Consider the following 15,989-nt stretch of genomic DNA (forward strand, 5'->3'; position numbering starts at 1 on the left):
GGCGCCCGTGGGCCTCCACCCTTCCTTGCGTCCGGGAGGCCAGGCACACGGGGGGGAAGGGCCATGAAGCGCACCGCGGCCAAGGCCGCTCAGGTCCTGGGTCGCTTCCTTCCGGGCATCGAGCAGGCACGCACCTATGAGCGGCGGTGGCTGCGCGCGGACGTCCTGGCCGCGCTCACCGTGGGCGCGATGCTCATCCCCCAGGGGCTGGCCTACGCGCAGATTGTCGGCGTGCGCCCCGCGGCGGGGCTGTACGCGGGCGTCTTCGCGATGCTGGCCTACGCGCTGTTCGGTCCGTCGCGCCACCTGCTGCTGGGGCCGGAGGCGGGCGCGGCCATCCTCACCGCGACGGCGCTGGGCCCGGTGGTGGCGGGCGGCGGACCGGAGCGGCTGGCGTCCCTGGCGGCGCTGCTCGCGTTGATGGTGGGGGGCGTGAGCCTGCTGGGCGGGCTGTTCCGCGCGGGGGCGCTGGCGGACTTCCTGTCGCGGCCCATCCTCATCGGCTACATCAACGGCGCGGCGCTCATCATCATCGGCAGCCAACTGGCCCGGATGTTCGGGCTGGAGCGCGGGTCGAACCAGTTCGCGGGGCAGTTGCAGGAGGTCGCGGCGAACGTGGGCCGCACGCACGTGCCCACGCTGCTCCTGGGGCTGGGCATCGTCGCGGCGCTGGTGGCCATGCGCCGCTTCCTGCCGCGCTGGCCCGCGCCGCTGGTGATGGTGGTGCTCACCACGGCGGCGACCTGGGCGTTCCAACTGGAGCACGGCGGCGTGAAGGTGGTGGGGCCAATCGCCGCGGCGGCGCCCGCGTTCGGCCTGCCCTCCTTGCGCTTCGAGGACTTGCGCGCGTTGCTGCCCGCGGCCTTCAGCCTCGCGCTGGTGAGCTACGCCAGCTCCGTGCTCACGGGCCGCATCTACGCGGACCGCTTCGGCTACCGGCTGGACACGCAGCAGGAGTTCTTCGGCCAGGCGGCGGCCAACCTGCTCACCGGCCTCACGCAGGGCTTCCCGGTGTCGGGCAGCGACTCGCGCACGGCGGTCAACGCGTCCATGAAGGGGCGCACGCAGCTCGTCGGCGTGGGCGCGGCCGGGGTGGTGCTGGTGTTCTCGCTGTTCCTCACGCCGCTTTTGGCGAAGCTGCCCCTGGTGACGCTGGGGGCCATCGTCATCGTCGCGGCGGTGTACCTGCTGGAGGTCAAGCCGCTCCTGCGGCTGTGGCGCGTGCGGCCGGTGGAGGCGGTGCTCGCGGTGGTGACGATGCTGGGCGTGCTCTTCCTGGGCATCCTCCAGGGCCTCCTCATCGCGGTGGCGCTGTCGCTGGTGGACCTCATCCGCCGCGCGGCGCACCCGCACGACGCCGTGCTGGGCGAGCGCGAGGGCATGCCCGGCTGGCACGACGTGGAGGGCCACGCGGACGCGGAGACGATCCCAGGCCTCGTCGTCTACCGCTTCGACGCGCCCCTCTTCTTCGCCAACGCCCGCTTCCTGCGCGAACAGGTGCGCCGGCTGGTGGCGGACTCGCGCCACCCGGTGCGCTGGTTCGTGCTGGACGCGTCCTCCGTGTTCGACCTGGACATCACCGCCGCGGAGAGCCTGGAGAAGGTGCGCCACGAGCTCACGGACGAAGGCATCGTCTTCGCCGTGGCCCAGGCGCGCGCGCCGATGCGCCGGATGCTCAAGCGCTCAGGGCTGACGGGGCGCATCGGCGAGGAGCTGCTCTTTCCCACCGTGGGCGCGGCCGTTCGCGCCTACCTCGAATCGCGAGGCGACGCGCGGACCGCCGAAGGCGGCGCGCCCGTCTCCTCGCCACAGGTGCACTGACGCCATGATGCCAATCCATTCCAGGGCCCCGGGCGCCACGGTGCTGGGCGCGGTGCTGGGCCTGCTCCTCTCCGTGACGGCGCTGGCGCAGGACGCGCACTACACCACGCGGCAGTTCGGCAACCGGGCGTGGCTGCTGGGCGGCGCCTTCGTGGGCAACCCGAACGACATCAGCGCCGTCTATTACAACCCCGGCGCGCTCGCGCTCCTGGACGCGCCGGAGCTGGAGCTCACCGGCAGCGTCTATGAGTACACGCACGTGAACGTGAAGGACGGGCAGGGCCAGGGCAGGGGCCTGTCCGACTCCAACGTGGACGTGCTGCCGTCGCTCATCGCCGGCTCGCTGCGCTTCGGGTTCCTGGGGAAGTCCCGGATGGCCTACTCGCTGCTCACGCGCCAGGGCTTCGCCTACAGCCTGCAGTCGCGCGGCACGCGGCTGGGCACGGACCTGGCCGGCGTGCAGGGCCTGGACCTGCTGTCCACGAACGTGCGCCTGGACCAGAACGTGAGCGAGTTCTGGACGGGCCTCTCCTGGGCCTACCCCGTCACGGAGCACCTGGGCCTGGGCCTGACGCCGTTCATCGCGTCCCGGCATCACGAGCTGAGCTTCCAGACGCTGGCGCAGGGCTCCGGCGCCGCCGGCCAGCAGCTCCTGGCGACCCTGGGGCGCGACCTGGAGTTCGACCACGTCCGGGTGTTGTTGAAGGTGGGCGCCAGCTACCAGCGCGGCCCCTGGGCCGTGGGGCTCGCGGTGACGACGCCGAGCGTGGCGCTCTGGGGCCGGGGCTCGGTGGGGTACGAGCGCGCCGTGCAGTCCCAGGGGCTGGACACGAACGCGCCCGCCCCCGTGTTCAACTATCAGGAGGACCTGCCGGCGCACTTCCGCAACTCCTGGTCCGCGGCGCTCGGCGTCAGCCGGAGCTTCGGCGAGTCGACCGCGGTGTACGCGTCCCTGGAGGGCTACGCGCGCGTCGCGACCGTCACCCTGGTGGACGCGGAGCCCATCCTGCCGCGCGGCAGCACCGAGCCCATCGACGGGGACTACGCCTTCGCGCTCAAGCCGCTGCTCAACGGGGCGCTGGGCGTGGAGCAGGCGCTGGGGGACCGGGTGCGGGTGTACCTGAGCGGGCACACGGACTTCAGCGCGTTGGACCAGACGCCCGGGACGAACGCGCTGCTCGGCGGCTGGGACCTGTACCACGTCGCCTCGGGCATCCACTTCGTGCTGGGCCGCTCGCGCTTCACGCTGGGCGGCGACCTGGCGTGGGGCGGCAAGCAGACCAGCCGCTTCTCGGAGTCGCTCCAGCAACTGGGCCTGTCCTCCTCCATGCGGACCCAGGACGTCCGCTTCTTCCAGGCCACGCTGCTGGTGGGCGCCAGCTTCTCGTTCAAGGACACGCGAGGCACCAGCGGCAAGGGCAGCGTGGAGGAAGCCCCGAAGGCGGACGCGCCATGACGCCGGCGCACGAGGGCGCCGTGGACGAGGCGGCGGCCTCGGCCTTCCTGCTGGACCTGGCGAAGGCGCTGCACCTGGCCTACCAGCCGTCGTCGCTGGTGGAGGAGCGCGTGCGCCGGGCGGCGAAGGCGTGGGGGCTGGACGTGGAGGTCTTCACGCTCCAGAGCCTGGCGATGACGCAGGTGGCGTCACCGCGGCGCCCGCGCGTGGCCTTCGAGAGGCTGCCCTTCAGCCCGCACTGGAACCTGGGCCGGTCCGCGGCGCTCCTGCGGCTGGCGGACGCCATCGCCGAAGGGCGCGGGGGGCTGCCCGAGTCCCGCGCGGAGCTGGACCGCATCCTGGCCCGGCGCGCGCCCTATCCGGTGTGGCTCGTGTTCGTGGCGTACGGCGTCTACGGCGCCGCGGTGGCGGCGCGGGTGGGCGGCGCGGGGTGGGAGATGCTGGTGGCCTTCTGCGTGGGCTTCGTCGCGGGGGGCATCCACTTCGGCACGCTGCACTCGCAGCGGGTGGACCTGCAGAAGAGCTTCCTCGCCGCGTTCCTGGGGACGCTGGTGGCGTTCGGGTTCACGTTCCTCCTGCCGCCCTTCAACGCCGTGCGGGCGCTGTTCGGCGGCATCGTGCTGCTGGTGCCCGCGATGGTGGTGACGCTGGGCTCGCTGGAGCTGGCCATGGAGTCGGTGGAGGCGGGCCTGCCCCGGCTGACGTACGGCCTGCTGCGCTTCCTGATGCTGGGCGTGGGCATGGCCGCGGCGGGGACGCTGTGGAGCTTCTTCTGGCCGCTGCCGCCGCGCACCGCGGGGCCCGGCCTGCCGCCGCTCCTGACGTTCCTCCTGATGGCGGTGGGAGGCGTGGCGCTGTCGGTGTGCATGTCGGGACGGCCTCGCGACGTGGCGTGGATCGTCGCCGGGGTGCTGCTCGCCTGGGGGACGCAGACGGGCGCGAAGGCGCTCCTGGGGGACCACGGCAGCCCGATGGTGGCCGCGTTCGTGCTGGGCGTCGCGGGGCTGCTCTACGGGCGCAAGGGGGACCGGATGTCCATGACGGTCATCCTGCCGGGGATGCTGCAACTGGCGCCGGGCTTCATCGGCACGAAGGCCATCGTCGCGCTGCTCGGCGGGGGCAGCGCGGGCGCGGAGGACGCCCGGCTGTTCGACGTGCTGATGGTGGCGCTCCAACTGGTGCTGGGGCTGGTGTTCGCCACGGTGGTGGTGCCGCCGCGCTTCTCCGTGGACCGGGGCACGCCGGTGCCTCCGGGCGCGGGCCCCGCGTAGCGGCTCAGGGGCGCACGATGCAGCGGAAGCCGATGTGGCTGGCGCCGCTGTCCACGGCCTGGGGCGAGCGCGCCGCGGGGCGGTAGCGGCGGCAGTAGTTGGGCGCGCACAGGTGGCTGCCGCCCTTGAGGACGCGGCGCGGGATGGTGATGGCGGGCGTGGAGGGGTCCTGGCTGCCCTGCGCGGTGGAGGGGCCTCGCGGGTTCACGGGGATGCAGCACGCCTTGCCTTTGTTGCCCTGGTGGCGCTCCTGGTACCAGTCGGTGGTCCATTCCCAGACGTTGCCGGCCATCTCATGCAGGCCGTAGCCGTTGGGCGGGAAGGCGCCGACGGGGCAGGTGCCCTCGTGGCCGTCCTCGCGGAGGTTCTGCCACGGGAAGTAGCCCTGCCAGGTGTTGGCCATGTGCTCGCCGTTCGGGGTGAAGTCATTGCCCCAGCAGAACTCGTTGCGGTCCAGGCCGCCGCGCGCGGCGCGCTCCCACTCCGCTTCGGAAGGGAGCGCCTTGCCGGCCCAGGTGGCGTAGGCCTCCGCGTCCTCGAAGGCGATGTGGACGACGGGGTGGTCGCGGCGGTGTTTCACGGAGGAGCGGCGGCCCTCGGGGTGTTTCCAGCAGGCCTCGGGGACGTAGCTCCACCAGTTGGCCACGTTGCCCAGGTCCACGGGCCCCGGGGCCTTCTGGAAGACGAGCGAGCCGGGGACGAGCGTCTCCGGCGTGGCGCCGGGGTAGTCCGCGGGGTCGAGGGGCCGCTGGGCGACGGTGACGTAGCCGGTGGCCTCGACGAAGCGGGCGAACTGTTCGTTCGTCACGGTGAAGCGGTCCATCCAGAAGCCGGAGACGGTCACCTGGTGCGCGGGCGCCTCTTCCGGATAGTGGTGGTCGGAGCCCATCCAGTACGTGCCGCCGGGGACCCACACCATGTCCGGGAACGGAGCGCGGCCGGGGCGCGCGGCGGTGTCGGTGGGCTCCACGTCGGGGGCGGCGTCGCGGCTGTCATTCCGGTGCATGGCTTGAAGTCCTCCACTGGAGAACATCCGGTCCGGCGCGGGGAATGACACTCGCACCGGGGGCCGGGTAGGGTGTCGGCGCGTTGACGTGCGTTGGAGCCTGGATGGCTGGAAAAGTCCGAGGACAAAGGGCAGTCCTGCCCAAGGCTTTGGGCGCATGGCTTCTGCTCGCCGCCACTGTTTCAGGCGGGTGCTCCCATGCCCAGAGGCCAGCGCGGCATACCTATCTCATCGCGGAGGATGCAGGTGGAGTGGGTGGCGCCGGTGGTCGTGATTGCGATGCCGAGCATGTCACCTGCTTCGACCGGTGCTGGAACTCCGCTCCGCCGCTGACGAGCATCAAGTGGGGCTCCGGCAAGCACCATGAGTACTGCACGGAGGAGTGCCGCGCACGCTACATGGATTGCATCGAGGACGTGGAGCGGGCGTCACGGAAGGGCTCGGAACTGCGGTTCTCGAATCTGGATGGGGCGCTGGATTGGTTGAGAACGCACCGGACGGAGGTGGCGATTGGAACGGTCGTCGTCATCGCGGGCGTGGCGTTCGTCGTCGCCACGGGTGGATCGGGAGCGTTGATTCTCGCCCCTCTTGCGCTCTAGTGACAGCGAACGGGACAAGGCCATGACTGCTTCCAAAGAATTCGAAATGGAGTCGACGCTGCGAATCCTGGACGCCGTGAGCAAAAGCTATCCGCCCGGCTCCAAGGAAGAGGCCGCTGTCCAACTTGCGGCTATCTCCCTGCTCTACCTCCGCCGGCTCAAGAAGCTGGACGGCTTTCTTGAGTTTCATCGGGAGTTCTCCGACTCCTCGGCGCACGTCTCCATCTCAAGGGAGTTCGCGACCCAGGCCGATGCGGACATGTGGCTAGCCAGTGGAGAAGCTGTCGATGGCACGCTCGTCAGGATTGAGGGCCGGGGCTTTCAGGTCATCCAGTTGCCCAAGGGACTGAAGTTCCTCCGGACGCCCCTTCCGGATGAGTTGGGACCTCCAGGGCCGAAGTAGCGAGGCAGCACCGCCACCGCCGTCGGTGCTCCATCCGGCGGTGGCGGTACGCGGGGTTAATGGTGCGACTGCTGGGCGCGGTGGATGAACTGCTCCACCTCGTTGGCCAGGGTCATGACCTGGTCGCCGATGCTGGGCGCCTCCTTCTGCTTGCGCGCCTCCGCCATCTTCTGTTTCACGCGCTCCTTCATCGGCCCGATGCTCAAGCTGCCCGGCGCCTGGCTGGGCAGGAACTCGATGAGGCTCTCCGCGAACTGCTTCACCAGCATCTGCGCCGGGACGAACGTGAACATGCGCTCGCCGTACCACTGGGTGTACAGGCCGGAGTGGGGCCCGTACTCGAACGGGTCCGAGCGCAGGTTGATGAGGTAGGGCCACGCCGGGTTGAAGCGCTTGCCGCTGAACCACATGTCCGGGCCTTCCCCGTCCTGGTAGCTGAAGATGATCTTCCAGTCCTTGTAGCGGACCGCCGCCAGGTCGCCGCTGTCGAGCACGTAGAGGAACTCGCTGCGGCGGCCCTCCTCCGTGCCCGCCAGCAGCCCGCTCTGGTCGTATCCGTCCAGGTGGACCCGGAAGGTCTTGGCGCCGACCTTGTAGCCCTTCCTGCACTTCTCCACGAGGTCCGTGGGGCCGCCCGCCGCCGCCACCAGCGTGGGCATCCAGTCCTCGTGCGCGAAGATGTCGTTGATGACGCGCCCCGGCTCCACCACGCCCGGCCAGCGCACCACGCACGGCACCCGCACGCCGCCCTCCCACGTCGAGCCCTTCTCCCCGCGGAACGGGCTGTTGCCGCCATCCGGCCAGCCCATCTTCTCCACGCCGTTGTCGGTGGAGAACACGACCAGGGTGTTGTCCGCGATGCCCAGCTCATCCAGCTTGTCGAGCAGCACCCCGACGATGTCGTCCAGCTCCCGCATCGCGTCCGCGTAGAGGCCGTAGCCCGTGGCGTTGCGGTACTTCTCCTGGAGGAACGTCCAGACGTGCGTGCGCGTGGTGTTGTGCCAGAGGAAGAACGGCTTGCCGTCCTTCACGGCGCGCTCCATGAAGTCCAGGGAGCCCTCCAGGAACTCGCCGTCCACGGTCTCCATGCGCTTCTTGGTGAGCGGGCCGGTGTCCTCGATGCGCTGGCGGCCCACCACGCCCCAGCGCGGGTCCTCGGTGGCGTCATTGCGGTCCGTGGCCCAACTGTGCAGCACGCCGCGCGGGCCGAAGCGGGCCTTGAAGGCCGGGTCCTTGGGGTAGTCCGGGCACTCCGGCTCGTTCTCCGCGTTGAGGTGGTAGAGGTTGCCGAAGAACTCGTCGAAGCCGTGCACGGTGGGCAGGTAGGGATTGGAGTCGCCCAGGTGGTTCTTGCCGAACTGGCCGCAGGTGTAGCCCAGGGGCTTGAGCATCTCCGCGAGGGTGGGGTCGGAGTCCTGCAGGCCGTACTTCGCGCCCGGCATGCCAATGGTGGTGAGCCCGGTGCGCAGCGGGTTCATGCCGGTGATGAACGCCGCGCGGCCGGCGGTGCAGCTCTGCTGGCCGTAGCAGTCCGTCATCAGCGCGCCTTGCTTCGCGATGCGGTCGATGTTGGGCGTGCGGTAGCCCATCATCCCCTGGTTGTAGGCGCTGATGTTCCAGAAGCCGATGTCGTCTCCCCAGATGACCAGGATGTTGGGCTTCTGCTTCGCCTGCTTGCCGTGTCCGTTGCCCGAGGGTTTCGCTTTGCTTGCCATGCACGACCTCCTGGACACGAGGTGTTCATAGCGATGGGCGCGGGCATCGTTCCGGAAGGCAGGTAAGGGGCTCAGCGGGAGTCGCGTCCACCGATGGCGGGGAACCGCTCGTAGGCTCGCTGGAGCGCTTCGATGTGCGCGGGGTTGTCATAGTCCAGCGGGGCCTCCGTGAGCTGGACCACCCAGCCCCCAGAAGGGGTGCGCCGCGAGCGGGACAGCAGCTCCGCGTCACGAGCAGCGTCCGGGAAACCGATGGCCCGAGCGGCGGCTTCGGACCAGTAGTTCAGCCACCCGAGGTGCTGCGGAATTTCAGGTGCACGGAGCTGCTCGGTCAGTTTGAGCGCCGGAAGCCCATTGGGAGGGCTGCCTGGCTTGTGTACCGGGTCCCTGACCTGCCGTGAGACCTGGACGGCTGCGTTGAATGGCGTCGCGTGTCCCCAGTAGCCACGAGCCGCTTCCGCGACGTTCGCCAGCAGAGTGGTGGCGAGACGGGATGCCTCCAGAGGCAGTTCGGCGTGGACCTCGAGCAACGCATGGCCCCCAGGCCCGAGCCTTCCAGGCCCCTCCACGCCGAAGAGTGTCACGGGATGACGCTCATCGTTGTTGCAGAGAAGCTGAAAGCCGCCTCCGGCCCTGGGCCTGGCAAGCCAGGCGTCTCGTTGGGAGAGCTTCACGAGCTGCTGCTCATCGGAGACCGTCCAGTCCAGATGCGTTCCAGGGAGCGCGTGTTCCACTCCAAGGGCCATCTGCATGGGCCGACGGTCGAAATCTGTCATGGCAGGCGCGTGGATGCGCACGGTCAGGGGGTTGTGACTGAAGGCCATGTCAGCACCACGTCATGAGGACGATGTTGAAATCTGGCAACAGTGCTTCGAGGAGCTTCTTGTGGGCTTCAGTGCGGACGCCAATCGAGAACTGGAATCCGCAAGCCTCCGCGAGAGCGCGCTCGCGTTTTGCCTCATCGACCTGCTTCTGGAGCTCGGCCTGGCGAACGAACGGGCTGTAGGTTTCGATGTCGTTGGTCTTGACCTCCCACAGCATGCGCGTCGCGCCTTGAAGCCCATCGAAGTTCTTTCCGTCAACGAGTGCATCCCATCCCGAAAAGGTGTTCCGTGGAATCCGGTCGGCACATTTGTTGTGCAGGTCATTGCCGCCCAGATGCGGGACCCGCTTGGGACTGCAATTCGGATTCCGCTCGTGCTCGGAGGGGGCACCCGGAACGGGAGGAAACCAATCCTGTCCAGAGGGTTGGGGTTGAGGCTTTCGCTTGGGCAGGGAGCTCCGGATGGCCGTCTGTGTTTCTGACACAGACCGGGTCTCCTCGGGATAAAGTTGGCGGAGCTCGTATGCGTCCAGTGCCTCGTGAATGGCGGCAGCGACCACCACGACGCCGATGATGATCACTGCCCCTACGGCGATCTCAGGTGCGGCCAGGATGCAGACACCCAGTCCCAGCGTCGCGGCGCCCGCGGAGGCCGCGGTGCACCGTCCTGTGGTGTCATGAAAGCGGATCCGGTCATGGTCGAGCTGTTGAAAACAGTGCTCCACGACCGTGGGCCACGGACGAGTGGCCTCCCTGACGACGCATCGCCCTTCATCGGTCCAAGGCAGTTTCGCTGCCCGTTGGAGAGTCGAGAGCCCTGGAGCGCGGGCGACCGCGGCCGGTGCCGGCGTCGTGGCGCAAGCAGAGAGCAGAACTCCCAACAGGATGCCGGCATAGCGATGCATTGGAGCGGAGCGTAGCCGCTTCGCTCCGCCCGCCATATTGCTCAATGCCTGGGCCCCCGCGAGTCGCCATCCACGCTTCGGGCCAGTCACTCCGGCGACATGCGCCATGGATGACGCTGGTCATGCCTGACGGAGTGGCGCGAGGCTGCCAGGCATGATCACCATCAGTGCCTTCAGGTGGGTGCCGCCGTTCGCGCAGGGCGTGGTTCGTGACCTCCGGGTGAGGTGGGCGCTGGAGGAGGCGGGCCTGCCGTACGAGGCGCGGCTCATCGACCCGCAGGTGCAGAAGTCCGCGGACTACCGCGCGCAGCAGCCCTTCGGGCAGGTGCCGGTGTTCCAGGAGGACGGCCTGACGCTCTTCGAATCCGGCGCCATCGTGGTCCACCTCGCGTCGCGGAGCGAGGTGCTCTTCCCCAGGGACGAGGCGGGCCGGGCGCGCGCGCTCACGTGGGTGTTCGCGGCGCTGAACTCGCTGGAGATCTACGTCCAGCAGCTCGCGGAGATCGACCTCTTCGCGCCGGAGGCCCCGTGGGCGAAGCTCCACCGGCCTGAAGTGGTGGCGCGGCTCCACCACCGCCTGGGCGAGCTCGCCACGTGGCTGGGAGACCGCGAGTACCTGGAGGACCGCTTCACCGCGGGCGACCTGATGATGACCACGGTGCTGCGCATCCTCAGGCACACCGACATGCTCGACGCACACCCCACGCTCAAGGCCTACAAGGAACGCTGCGAGGCCCGGCCCGCGTTCCAGCGCGCGCTGACGGCGCAACTGGAGGCCTTCCAACAGCACGAGCGGCGCGGAGCCTGACGCGGCGTGTCCATGCAGGGGTTTTCGCGCTATCCTGCGCTCCCCTTCCAGGAGCGCTCCCCATGCCCCGTGGCATCTTCAAAGCAGGCGCTGGCCCCTCGCTGCCGCCGAAGCGCAAGCACGACGACCTCACCTCGCCCATCCGCAAGCCGGTGGCCGAGGGGCCCCCGCTGAAGAAGCAGCGGACCCAGGAGTCCCTGCCGCAGCAGCCGGTGCGGAAGCCGCCCACGGACCCCTCCATGCACGCCGCCTACGACAAGATGGCGCACGAGGAGATGCTGAAGAACCCGAAGTACGCGGCGCTGGCGAACGACGCCTCGCAGGCGTCCGATGGCAAGACCCTCAACATCATCACCAAGGACCAGGTCCAGGGCGGCATGTTCTACTCGGGCCCGAAGCAGATTGGCCTGCGGCCGGACCTCACGGGCCCCAAGCGCGCGGGCGTCATGGCCTTCGAGCTGACGAACGCGGCCCAGCAGAAGAAGTTCAGCAAGGTCACGACGGACGCCTTCCAGAACGAGGTCAACGCGGCGCTGGGCAAGCCGGCCTTCGGCGGTGACCTGAGCGCCCGGCGGGAGAACTTCGCCAAGAGCATGGAGCGCATCGAGTACGACGGCATCAAGCGCCACCATGAGGTGATGAAGGACGGCATCCAGAACCAGGGCTGGCCGAAGGAGATGGACCGGTTCGGCAAGCGGCTGGAGGGCGCGGACCCCAGCTTCGACAGCTACTGGGCGCGCCAGAACGTCCCGGACGCGAAGACGGGCAAGAGCCACTCGGACGTCTACCGCACCCAGTTCGACAACATCCACGCCAAGGCCGAGGAGCTCGTGGCGAAGAGCAAGCAGCAGCAGGGCATCAAGTAGGCCCCTGGCTCCGCGCGCCGCTTCGCGCTAGGGAGTGGCGGTATGTCCACCGCCCTCCAGACCCGTCCCCGGAGTGAGCTTGCCTCCGGGCGCTTCGGCCAGACCCGCTTCATGCTCCGCCGCAAGTTCTTCAAGCTGTTCGGCGGCGCGTTCCACATCTACGACGAGGCGGGCAACGTCGCCTTCTACTCGAAGATGAAGGCCTTCAAGCTGAAGGAGGACCTGCGCGTCTACAGCGGCGAGGACATGCAGGAGGAGTTGATCACCATCCAGGCCCGCAGCATCCTGGACTTCGGCGCCACCTACGACGTCACGGACGCGGCGACGGGCGAGCGCGTGGGCGCGCTGCGCCGCAAGGCCCTGAGCTCCATCCTGCGCGACACCTGGCTCATCCTGGACGCGGACGGGCAGGAGGTGGGCAAGGTGGAGGAGGACAGCATGCTGCTGGCGCTCGTGCGGCGCTTCCTCACCAACCTGATTCCCCAGACTTTCACCGGCACGCTGGGCGGCGAGCAGGTGTTCAGCTTCCGGCAGCACTTCAACCCGTTCATCCAGAAGATCGACCTGGACTTCTCCGTGGACACGCAGCGCCGGTTGGACCGGCGTCTGGGCATCGCCGCGGCGGTGCTCCTGTGCGCGATTGAAGGCCGCCAGTCCGGCGGGTGAAGACGCCGCGACGCTTTGCACGCCCGGGCCCTATGTGTCCGGGCATGCAAGCCCCTCCCTCGCGGATGCAGGTGCTCATCGTCGGAGGTGGCCTCGTGGGCCTCTCGACGGCGTTGTTCCTCGCCCACCAGGGCGTGCGCTCGGTGGTCATCGAGAAGCACGCGGGCACGTCGCTCCATCCCCGCGCGCGGGGCTTCCATTCGCGCACCTTGGAGCTGTTGCGGTCCACGTGCGCGGGGGCGGAGGTGGAGCAGGCCGGGTCTGTTCCCGCGGGCACGGTCGTGGGAGAGCTGGTGGCCGTCACGCTCGCGGGGCCGGTGCATTCATGGAAGACGAGGACGGTGTCCACGCAGCGGACGGATGTCAGCCCGTGCCCATACGTCTTTCTGGGGCAGGACCGGCTGGACCCCATCCTCCTGGAGGCCGCGCGGAGCCAGGGCGTTGAGGTGCGCTTCCGGCATGAGCTGACGGGCTTCACGCAGGATGCCCGGGGTGTGCGGGCCACGGTGCTCGACCGCGAGTCGGGGACGGTGTCCACCGTGGAGGCGGCGTATCTCGTTGGCGCGGACGGCGTGCGCAGCCCGGTGCGCGAGGCGCTGGGCATCGCGCTCGGTGGCCGGGGCTCCTTTGGCCACAACATCTCCACGCTCTTCGACGCGGACCTCTCCCTCGTGCAGCGGGAGGCGCCGCTGGCCTTCGCAGTGCTCACACATCCGGAGGTGGGCGGCGTCATCGCGGCCACGGACGTGAAGGACCGGTGGATCCACGCGACGCGGATCGACGTGTCCCGGGAGATGGCCGAGGACTTCACGGAGGCCCGGTGGACGGAGCGGCTGCGCACCGTCACCGGCAACGCAGACCTCAAGCCCACGTTGCACGGGACCTTCGTGTGGGAGGCCGCGGAGCGCGTCGCGGAGCGTTTCGGTTCAGGCCGTGTTTTCCTGGCCGGAGACGCGGCGCACCAGATGCCGCCCACGGGAGGCTTTGGCGCCAACACCGGCATCCACGACGCGGCGAACCTCGCGTGGAAGCTGACCGCGGTGTTGAACGGCCACGCGGACCCCGCGCTGCTGGAGTCCTACGACGCCGAGCGGAGGCCCGTGGCCGCCGCCACTGCAGCACCTTGATGCGGTCGCCCCACCTGGAGACGAAGGCGAAGAGGTGCCCCGAGTAGACGTCCTCGCCCCACGCGCCGCGCACCAGCGCCATGAGGCCGTCAATCGACTTGCGCATGTCCACCGGCTCCACCGCCAGCACCACGCGCACCGACGCAGGCAGGGCGAACACGGCTTACCGCCCCAGCGCCGCGACGAGCCGGGCCACGTACGCCACGTCCGTGCCCGCGGCGAATCGCACCCGCGCTCCACCCGCGGCCACCACCTCCAGCACGGACTCCGTCGCCGCGGGGGCCGTCGCCACCTGCACTGGCAACAGCCGCACGGCTTCCGCTCGCGATGGAGCGGCCCGCCGACGCCGGTACACCCACGACTGCAACGTGCTCAGTCGCATGCCGTGCGCCGCCGCGAACTCCCGCTGCGTCTGCCCGCTGGCCTCGAAGGCTTCCGCGACGCGCGCCCACTCCGGCTTCTCCACCTGCTTCGCCATGCGCGCCAGCGTCCGTCGCACGCCGCTACGTCGGCAATCCCTCACGGCACGTCGTTGGCCGGACGGATACGGATACGGAAGCGAATCGAAGAAGTCTGGGGCTGGATGAAGACGGTGGGCGGCTTCCGCAAGACGCGCTTCAAGGGAAGGGAGCGGACGGAGCTGTCGGCCTACCTGGTGGGCGCCGCGTACAACCTGGTGCGGATGGCGCGGCTGACTGCCGCATAGGCGCCCTTCGCCCTCTGCCTCCACCGGATGACAAGGTTGAGAACGGAGGGCACGAGAAGCCCGGACTCATACCTGCAAACCGGGCTTCTTCAACAGCCTGCTAGTTAGAGAGGTCGACCGCTTCACCTAGCTTCCCTCCTTCGAAGTGTACGGGAGCAGTCTAGTCGAGACATGGAAGCGTTTGCTCGCTTCACGTCAAGGTCAAGGGGCGCGGTAAGAAGCCCTGGTCATGGGCCGGCGCATCCTGTTCACGCCTATCCAAGAGCAGGCCCTTTAGTCATTGGAGCAAACTCGGTTCGGAGCACTGGAGCGATCTGCGGCGTTTAATTTCATAATGTACTTAAAGAGGCTTAGTGACTCCTTTAAAGAGGCCGGGACCAGCAGTATTGAGCGCTGAACCCCATTACTCCGGCCCTGAAGAAGGCCCGCTCCAAAGTCTTGAGGAACTGCTTTTTAAGGGCAGGGGATGCGCGCGGTAGGTGCAGGGCTGTAGATGCAGTACAAGCTGATAGAAGATGGTGATGTGCTTTGGTTCTCTGTGAGCAGGCTGAATTTTATTTCTTCTGGGCAAGCGTTTCTATGATGTTACTCGTTTTCTCGGCTGCGGTGCTCATGATCTTCTGGACACTTGCGCCTAAGTCACCGTCTGAAGTGCTTGAGTCCGTGCCCCGTGTAATGGATGCTTCGTTTCGACCCAGTATTAGTTGGTTGATTACTTGCTGCATCGTTAGTTGATATGTCTCTTGGGAGGAAATATGTGCATAGTCTAGTGCAAGCTCGTATCGCTCAAGCGATGCAATGTCTTGTGCTGCTTGCTGATACTGCTCCCGAAGCTTGGCGTCGTGGCGAAGAAGTGCAGTGCCAATGCCAAGTGGTACTGCCGCAAGACTCAATCCTCCAAACATGAAATGCCAATCAGGATTGGAACTGTTGAGGACAATCGCAGCGGCGACCCCAGGACCCGCAATCGCAAGAAGGAAAAATATGAATGCACCTCGGTAAGCCCATATGGAGCGTTGCCAAAGGCGATTTGCGTCTCCCCGCATGAGACTGGCGCGACTGCGCAGTGCAATGCGGGCAAGTTCAAGGCGAGCAATGAGCTTAGGGTCTTCTTCGGTCTCAACCGTCTGTGCCAGAACCCGCTCCCTGACTGCATCTTGAAACTGAAGCTCATTGGCAAAACGCAGTCTTAGATTTGCGCCAAATCCCGCGATCAGCGTGATGGCTCCGCCCGTGATGACGACTCCAGTCAGCACGGATAGTGCAATCTTGCCTGTGTGACTCGTGCTGCTGCTGGAGTAAATAAGCAAGGGAAGAGCGCAAACGAGTACTCCCGATAGAATATTTAGTGTCTTGTAGAGCCAGTGTCTTGGGGAGGTTGCAGTAAATGAAGTTGTGACAAGTCTCGCGCGACTGGTGCCACTTGAGTCTCGAGAAATGATTGCTGTTGCATCTGCCAAGAATGAGCTCGCAATCTCATTGGCAGACTCGGAAAGGCCCGTGGGTACACGGATGGTTATTTTGACTGTCCGCCCCGTCTTGGAGGCGAGTTGTACTTTTAATCCTGCTGTGTTTGCGAGCGCATGGAGTTGGGAGCGCCATGATTCCGGTGGGTCGCTGATGAGGTGGTAGGTTCCAGAGAAGTCTATCATTGTGGTGTGCTATAGTTGGGATGTTGCTCGTCACCAGGGGTTGAGTGGAGTAGATGGTTTTCTGGAGAGCTTTGGCGGACTTCTGTATGTGGGGTGTGATGGTTGGGACTGGTTTTGAATTCTGGGTTGAGCTTGATGGTATGTGCCGCCTGAGAACATGCTTCG

At 67.6% G+C, this 15,989-nt stretch carries 15 protein-coding genes and 2 pseudogenes; 10 read left to right on the forward strand and 7 right to left on the reverse strand.

The features are described from left to right. The first annotated feature begins 63 nt into the window (after window positions 1-63). The 3 genes from K8612_RS00510 to K8612_RS00520 are packed head-to-tail and all read left to right on the forward strand — an operon-like array spanning window position 64 to window position 4,548. On the forward strand, window positions 64-1,821 hold the full coding sequence (locus tag K8612_RS00510) for a SulP family inorganic anion transporter (RefSeq protein WP_223760897.1): 1,758 nt from the start codon (window positions 64-66) through the stop codon (window positions 1,819-1,821). 4 nt (window positions 1,822-1,825) lie between these two features. After that, the gene (locus K8612_RS00515; RefSeq protein WP_223760898.1) at window positions 1,826-3,277 is read left to right on the forward strand and encodes a hypothetical protein; all 1,452 of its coding nucleotides are present in this window, start codon (window positions 1,826-1,828) and stop codon (window positions 3,275-3,277) included. After that, complete coding sequence (locus K8612_RS00520; RefSeq protein WP_223760899.1) at window positions 3,274-4,548, forward strand: threonine/serine exporter ThrE family protein; 1,275 nt, start codon at window positions 3,274-3,276, stop codon at window positions 4,546-4,548. Before K8612_RS00515 ends, K8612_RS00520 begins: the two co-directional genes overlap by 4 nt. Window positions 4,549-4,552: 4 nt before the next feature. On the opposite strand, the gene K8612_RS00525 is transcribed toward K8612_RS00520, so the two are convergent. Next, complete coding sequence (locus K8612_RS00525; RefSeq protein ID WP_223739251.1) at window positions 4,553-5,554, reverse strand: formylglycine-generating enzyme family protein; 1,002 nt, start codon at window positions 5,552-5,554, stop codon at window positions 4,553-4,555. Window positions 5,555-5,805: 251 nt separating this feature from the next. Between K8612_RS00525 and K8612_RS00530 the strand changes: the two genes are divergently transcribed. Both K8612_RS00530 and K8612_RS00535 read left to right on the forward strand, forming a co-directional pair. Next, the gene (locus K8612_RS00530; protein ID WP_223760900.1) at window positions 5,806-6,153 is read left to right on the forward strand and encodes a hypothetical protein; all 348 of its coding nucleotides are present in this window, start codon (window positions 5,806-5,808) and stop codon (window positions 6,151-6,153) included. A gap of 46 nt (window positions 6,154-6,199) precedes the next feature. Beyond that, window positions 6,200-6,556, forward strand: a complete 357-nt coding sequence (locus tag K8612_RS00535) for a hypothetical protein (RefSeq protein ID WP_223760901.1) — start codon at window positions 6,200-6,202, stop codon at window positions 6,554-6,556. A gap of 56 nt (window positions 6,557-6,612) precedes the next feature. Here K8612_RS00535 and K8612_RS00540 read toward each other — a convergent pair whose 3' ends face one another. The 3 genes from K8612_RS00540 to K8612_RS00550 all read right to left on the reverse strand — a co-directional run bounded on the left by K8612_RS00540 (window position 6,613) and on the right by K8612_RS00550 (window position 9,999). After that, complete coding sequence (locus K8612_RS00540; RefSeq protein WP_223760902.1) at window positions 6,613-8,271, reverse strand: arylsulfatase; 1,659 nt, start codon at window positions 8,269-8,271, stop codon at window positions 6,613-6,615. A 71-nt stretch (window positions 8,272-8,342) separates the two neighbouring features. Further along, window positions 8,343-9,095 (reverse strand): DUF5953 family protein, encoded by a 753-nt coding sequence (locus tag K8612_RS00545; RefSeq protein ID WP_223760903.1) that lies wholly within the window; start codon window positions 9,093-9,095, stop codon window positions 8,343-8,345. A gap of 1 nt (window position 9,096) precedes the next feature. Continuing rightward, on the reverse strand, window positions 9,097-9,999 hold the full coding sequence (locus K8612_RS00550; RefSeq protein ID WP_223760904.1) for a DUF6310 domain-containing protein: 903 nt from the start codon (window positions 9,997-9,999) through the stop codon (window positions 9,097-9,099). A 154-nt stretch (window positions 10,000-10,153) separates the two neighbouring features. On the opposite strand from K8612_RS00550, the gene K8612_RS00555 reads away from it, so the two are divergent. The 4 genes from K8612_RS00555 to K8612_RS00570 all read left to right on the forward strand — a co-directional run bounded on the left by K8612_RS00555 (window position 10,154) and on the right by K8612_RS00570 (window position 13,466). Next, window positions 10,154-10,807 (forward strand): glutathione S-transferase family protein, encoded by a 654-nt coding sequence (locus tag K8612_RS00555; RefSeq protein WP_223760905.1) that lies wholly within the window; start codon window positions 10,154-10,156, stop codon window positions 10,805-10,807. Window positions 10,808-10,869: 62 nt separating this feature from the next. After that, window positions 10,870-11,673, forward strand: coding sequence for a hypothetical protein (locus tag K8612_RS00560; RefSeq protein ID WP_223739258.1), 804 nt, complete (start codon window positions 10,870-10,872; stop codon window positions 11,671-11,673). Window positions 11,674-11,715: 42 nt separating this feature from the next. Then, window positions 11,716-12,339 carry a hypothetical protein gene (locus K8612_RS00565; protein WP_223739259.1) on the forward strand — a complete coding sequence of 208 codons (624 nt, stop codon included), beginning with the start codon at window positions 11,716-11,718 and terminating at the stop codon, window positions 12,337-12,339. A 44-nt stretch (window positions 12,340-12,383) separates the two neighbouring features. Beyond that, window positions 12,384-13,466: an FAD-dependent oxidoreductase gene (locus K8612_RS00570; protein ID WP_223760906.1), complete on the forward strand. Its 1,083-nt coding sequence runs from the start codon at window positions 12,384-12,386 to the stop codon at window positions 13,464-13,466. A 37-nt stretch (window positions 13,467-13,503) separates the two neighbouring features. On the opposite strand, the pseudogene K8612_RS39465 reads toward K8612_RS00570, so the two are convergent. Beyond that, window positions 13,504-13,572, reverse strand: a pseudogene (locus tag K8612_RS39465) (hypothetical protein); the annotation flags it as partial. A gap of 57 nt (window positions 13,573-13,629) precedes the next feature. Beyond that, entirely contained in the window at window positions 13,630-13,965 is a 336-nt protein-coding gene (locus tag K8612_RS00580; RefSeq protein WP_223760907.1) for an IS66 family insertion sequence element accessory protein TnpB, read from the reverse strand. Window positions 13,966-14,013: 48 nt separating this feature from the next. Between K8612_RS00580 and K8612_RS00585 the strand changes: the two are divergent. Then, a pseudogene (locus tag K8612_RS00585) lies at window positions 14,014-14,172 on the forward strand (transposase); the annotation flags it as partial. Window positions 14,173-14,726: 554 nt separating this feature from the next. Here the strand turns inward: K8612_RS00585 and K8612_RS00590 are convergent. Beyond that, a complete protein-coding gene (locus K8612_RS00590; RefSeq protein WP_223760908.1) occupies window positions 14,727-15,428 on the reverse strand; it encodes a hypothetical protein in 702 nt (233 codons plus the stop codon). Window positions 15,429-15,989: the final 561 nt, after the last annotated feature.

This window comes from Corallococcus sp. AS-1-6, from assembly GCF_020037015.1.
Lineage (GTDB): Bacteria > Myxococcota > Myxococcia > Myxococcales > Myxococcaceae > Corallococcus.

Bases quoted from the DNA above. Each gene is read 5' to 3' on its own strand.
- K8612_RS00510 (WP_223760897.1), top strand. From the start codon at position 64: ATGAAGCGCACCGCGGCCAAGGCCGCTCAGGTCCTGGGTCGCTTCCTT.
- K8612_RS00515 (WP_223760898.1), top strand. From the start codon at position 1,826: ATGATGCCAATCCATTCCAGGGCCCCGGGCGCCACGGTGCTGGGCGCG.
- K8612_RS00520 (WP_223760899.1), top strand. From the start codon at position 3,274: ATGACGCCGGCGCACGAGGGCGCCGTGGACGAGGCGGCGGCCTCGGCC.
- K8612_RS00525 (WP_223739251.1), bottom strand. From the start codon at position 5,554: ATGCACCGGAATGACAGCCGCGACGCCGCCCCCGACGTGGAGCCCACC.
- K8612_RS00535 (WP_223760901.1), top strand. From the start codon at position 6,200: ATGGAGTCGACGCTGCGAATCCTGGACGCCGTGAGCAAAAGCTATCCG.
- K8612_RS00540 (WP_223760902.1), bottom strand. From the start codon at position 8,271: ATGGCAAGCAAAGCGAAACCCTCGGGCAACGGACACGGCAAGCAGGCG.
- K8612_RS00545 (WP_223760903.1), bottom strand. From the start codon at position 9,095: ATGGCCTTCAGTCACAACCCCCTGACCGTGCGCATCCACGCGCCTGCC.
- K8612_RS00550 (WP_223760904.1), bottom strand. From the start codon at position 9,999: ATGCATCGCTATGCCGGCATCCTGTTGGGAGTTCTGCTCTCTGCTTGC.
- K8612_RS00555 (WP_223760905.1), top strand. From the start codon at position 10,154: ATGATCACCATCAGTGCCTTCAGGTGGGTGCCGCCGTTCGCGCAGGGC.
- K8612_RS00560 (WP_223739258.1), top strand. From the start codon at position 10,870: ATGCCCCGTGGCATCTTCAAAGCAGGCGCTGGCCCCTCGCTGCCGCCG.
- K8612_RS00565 (WP_223739259.1), top strand. From the start codon at position 11,716: ATGTCCACCGCCCTCCAGACCCGTCCCCGGAGTGAGCTTGCCTCCGGG.
- K8612_RS00570 (WP_223760906.1), top strand. From the start codon at position 12,384: ATGCAAGCCCCTCCCTCGCGGATGCAGGTGCTCATCGTCGGAGGTGGC.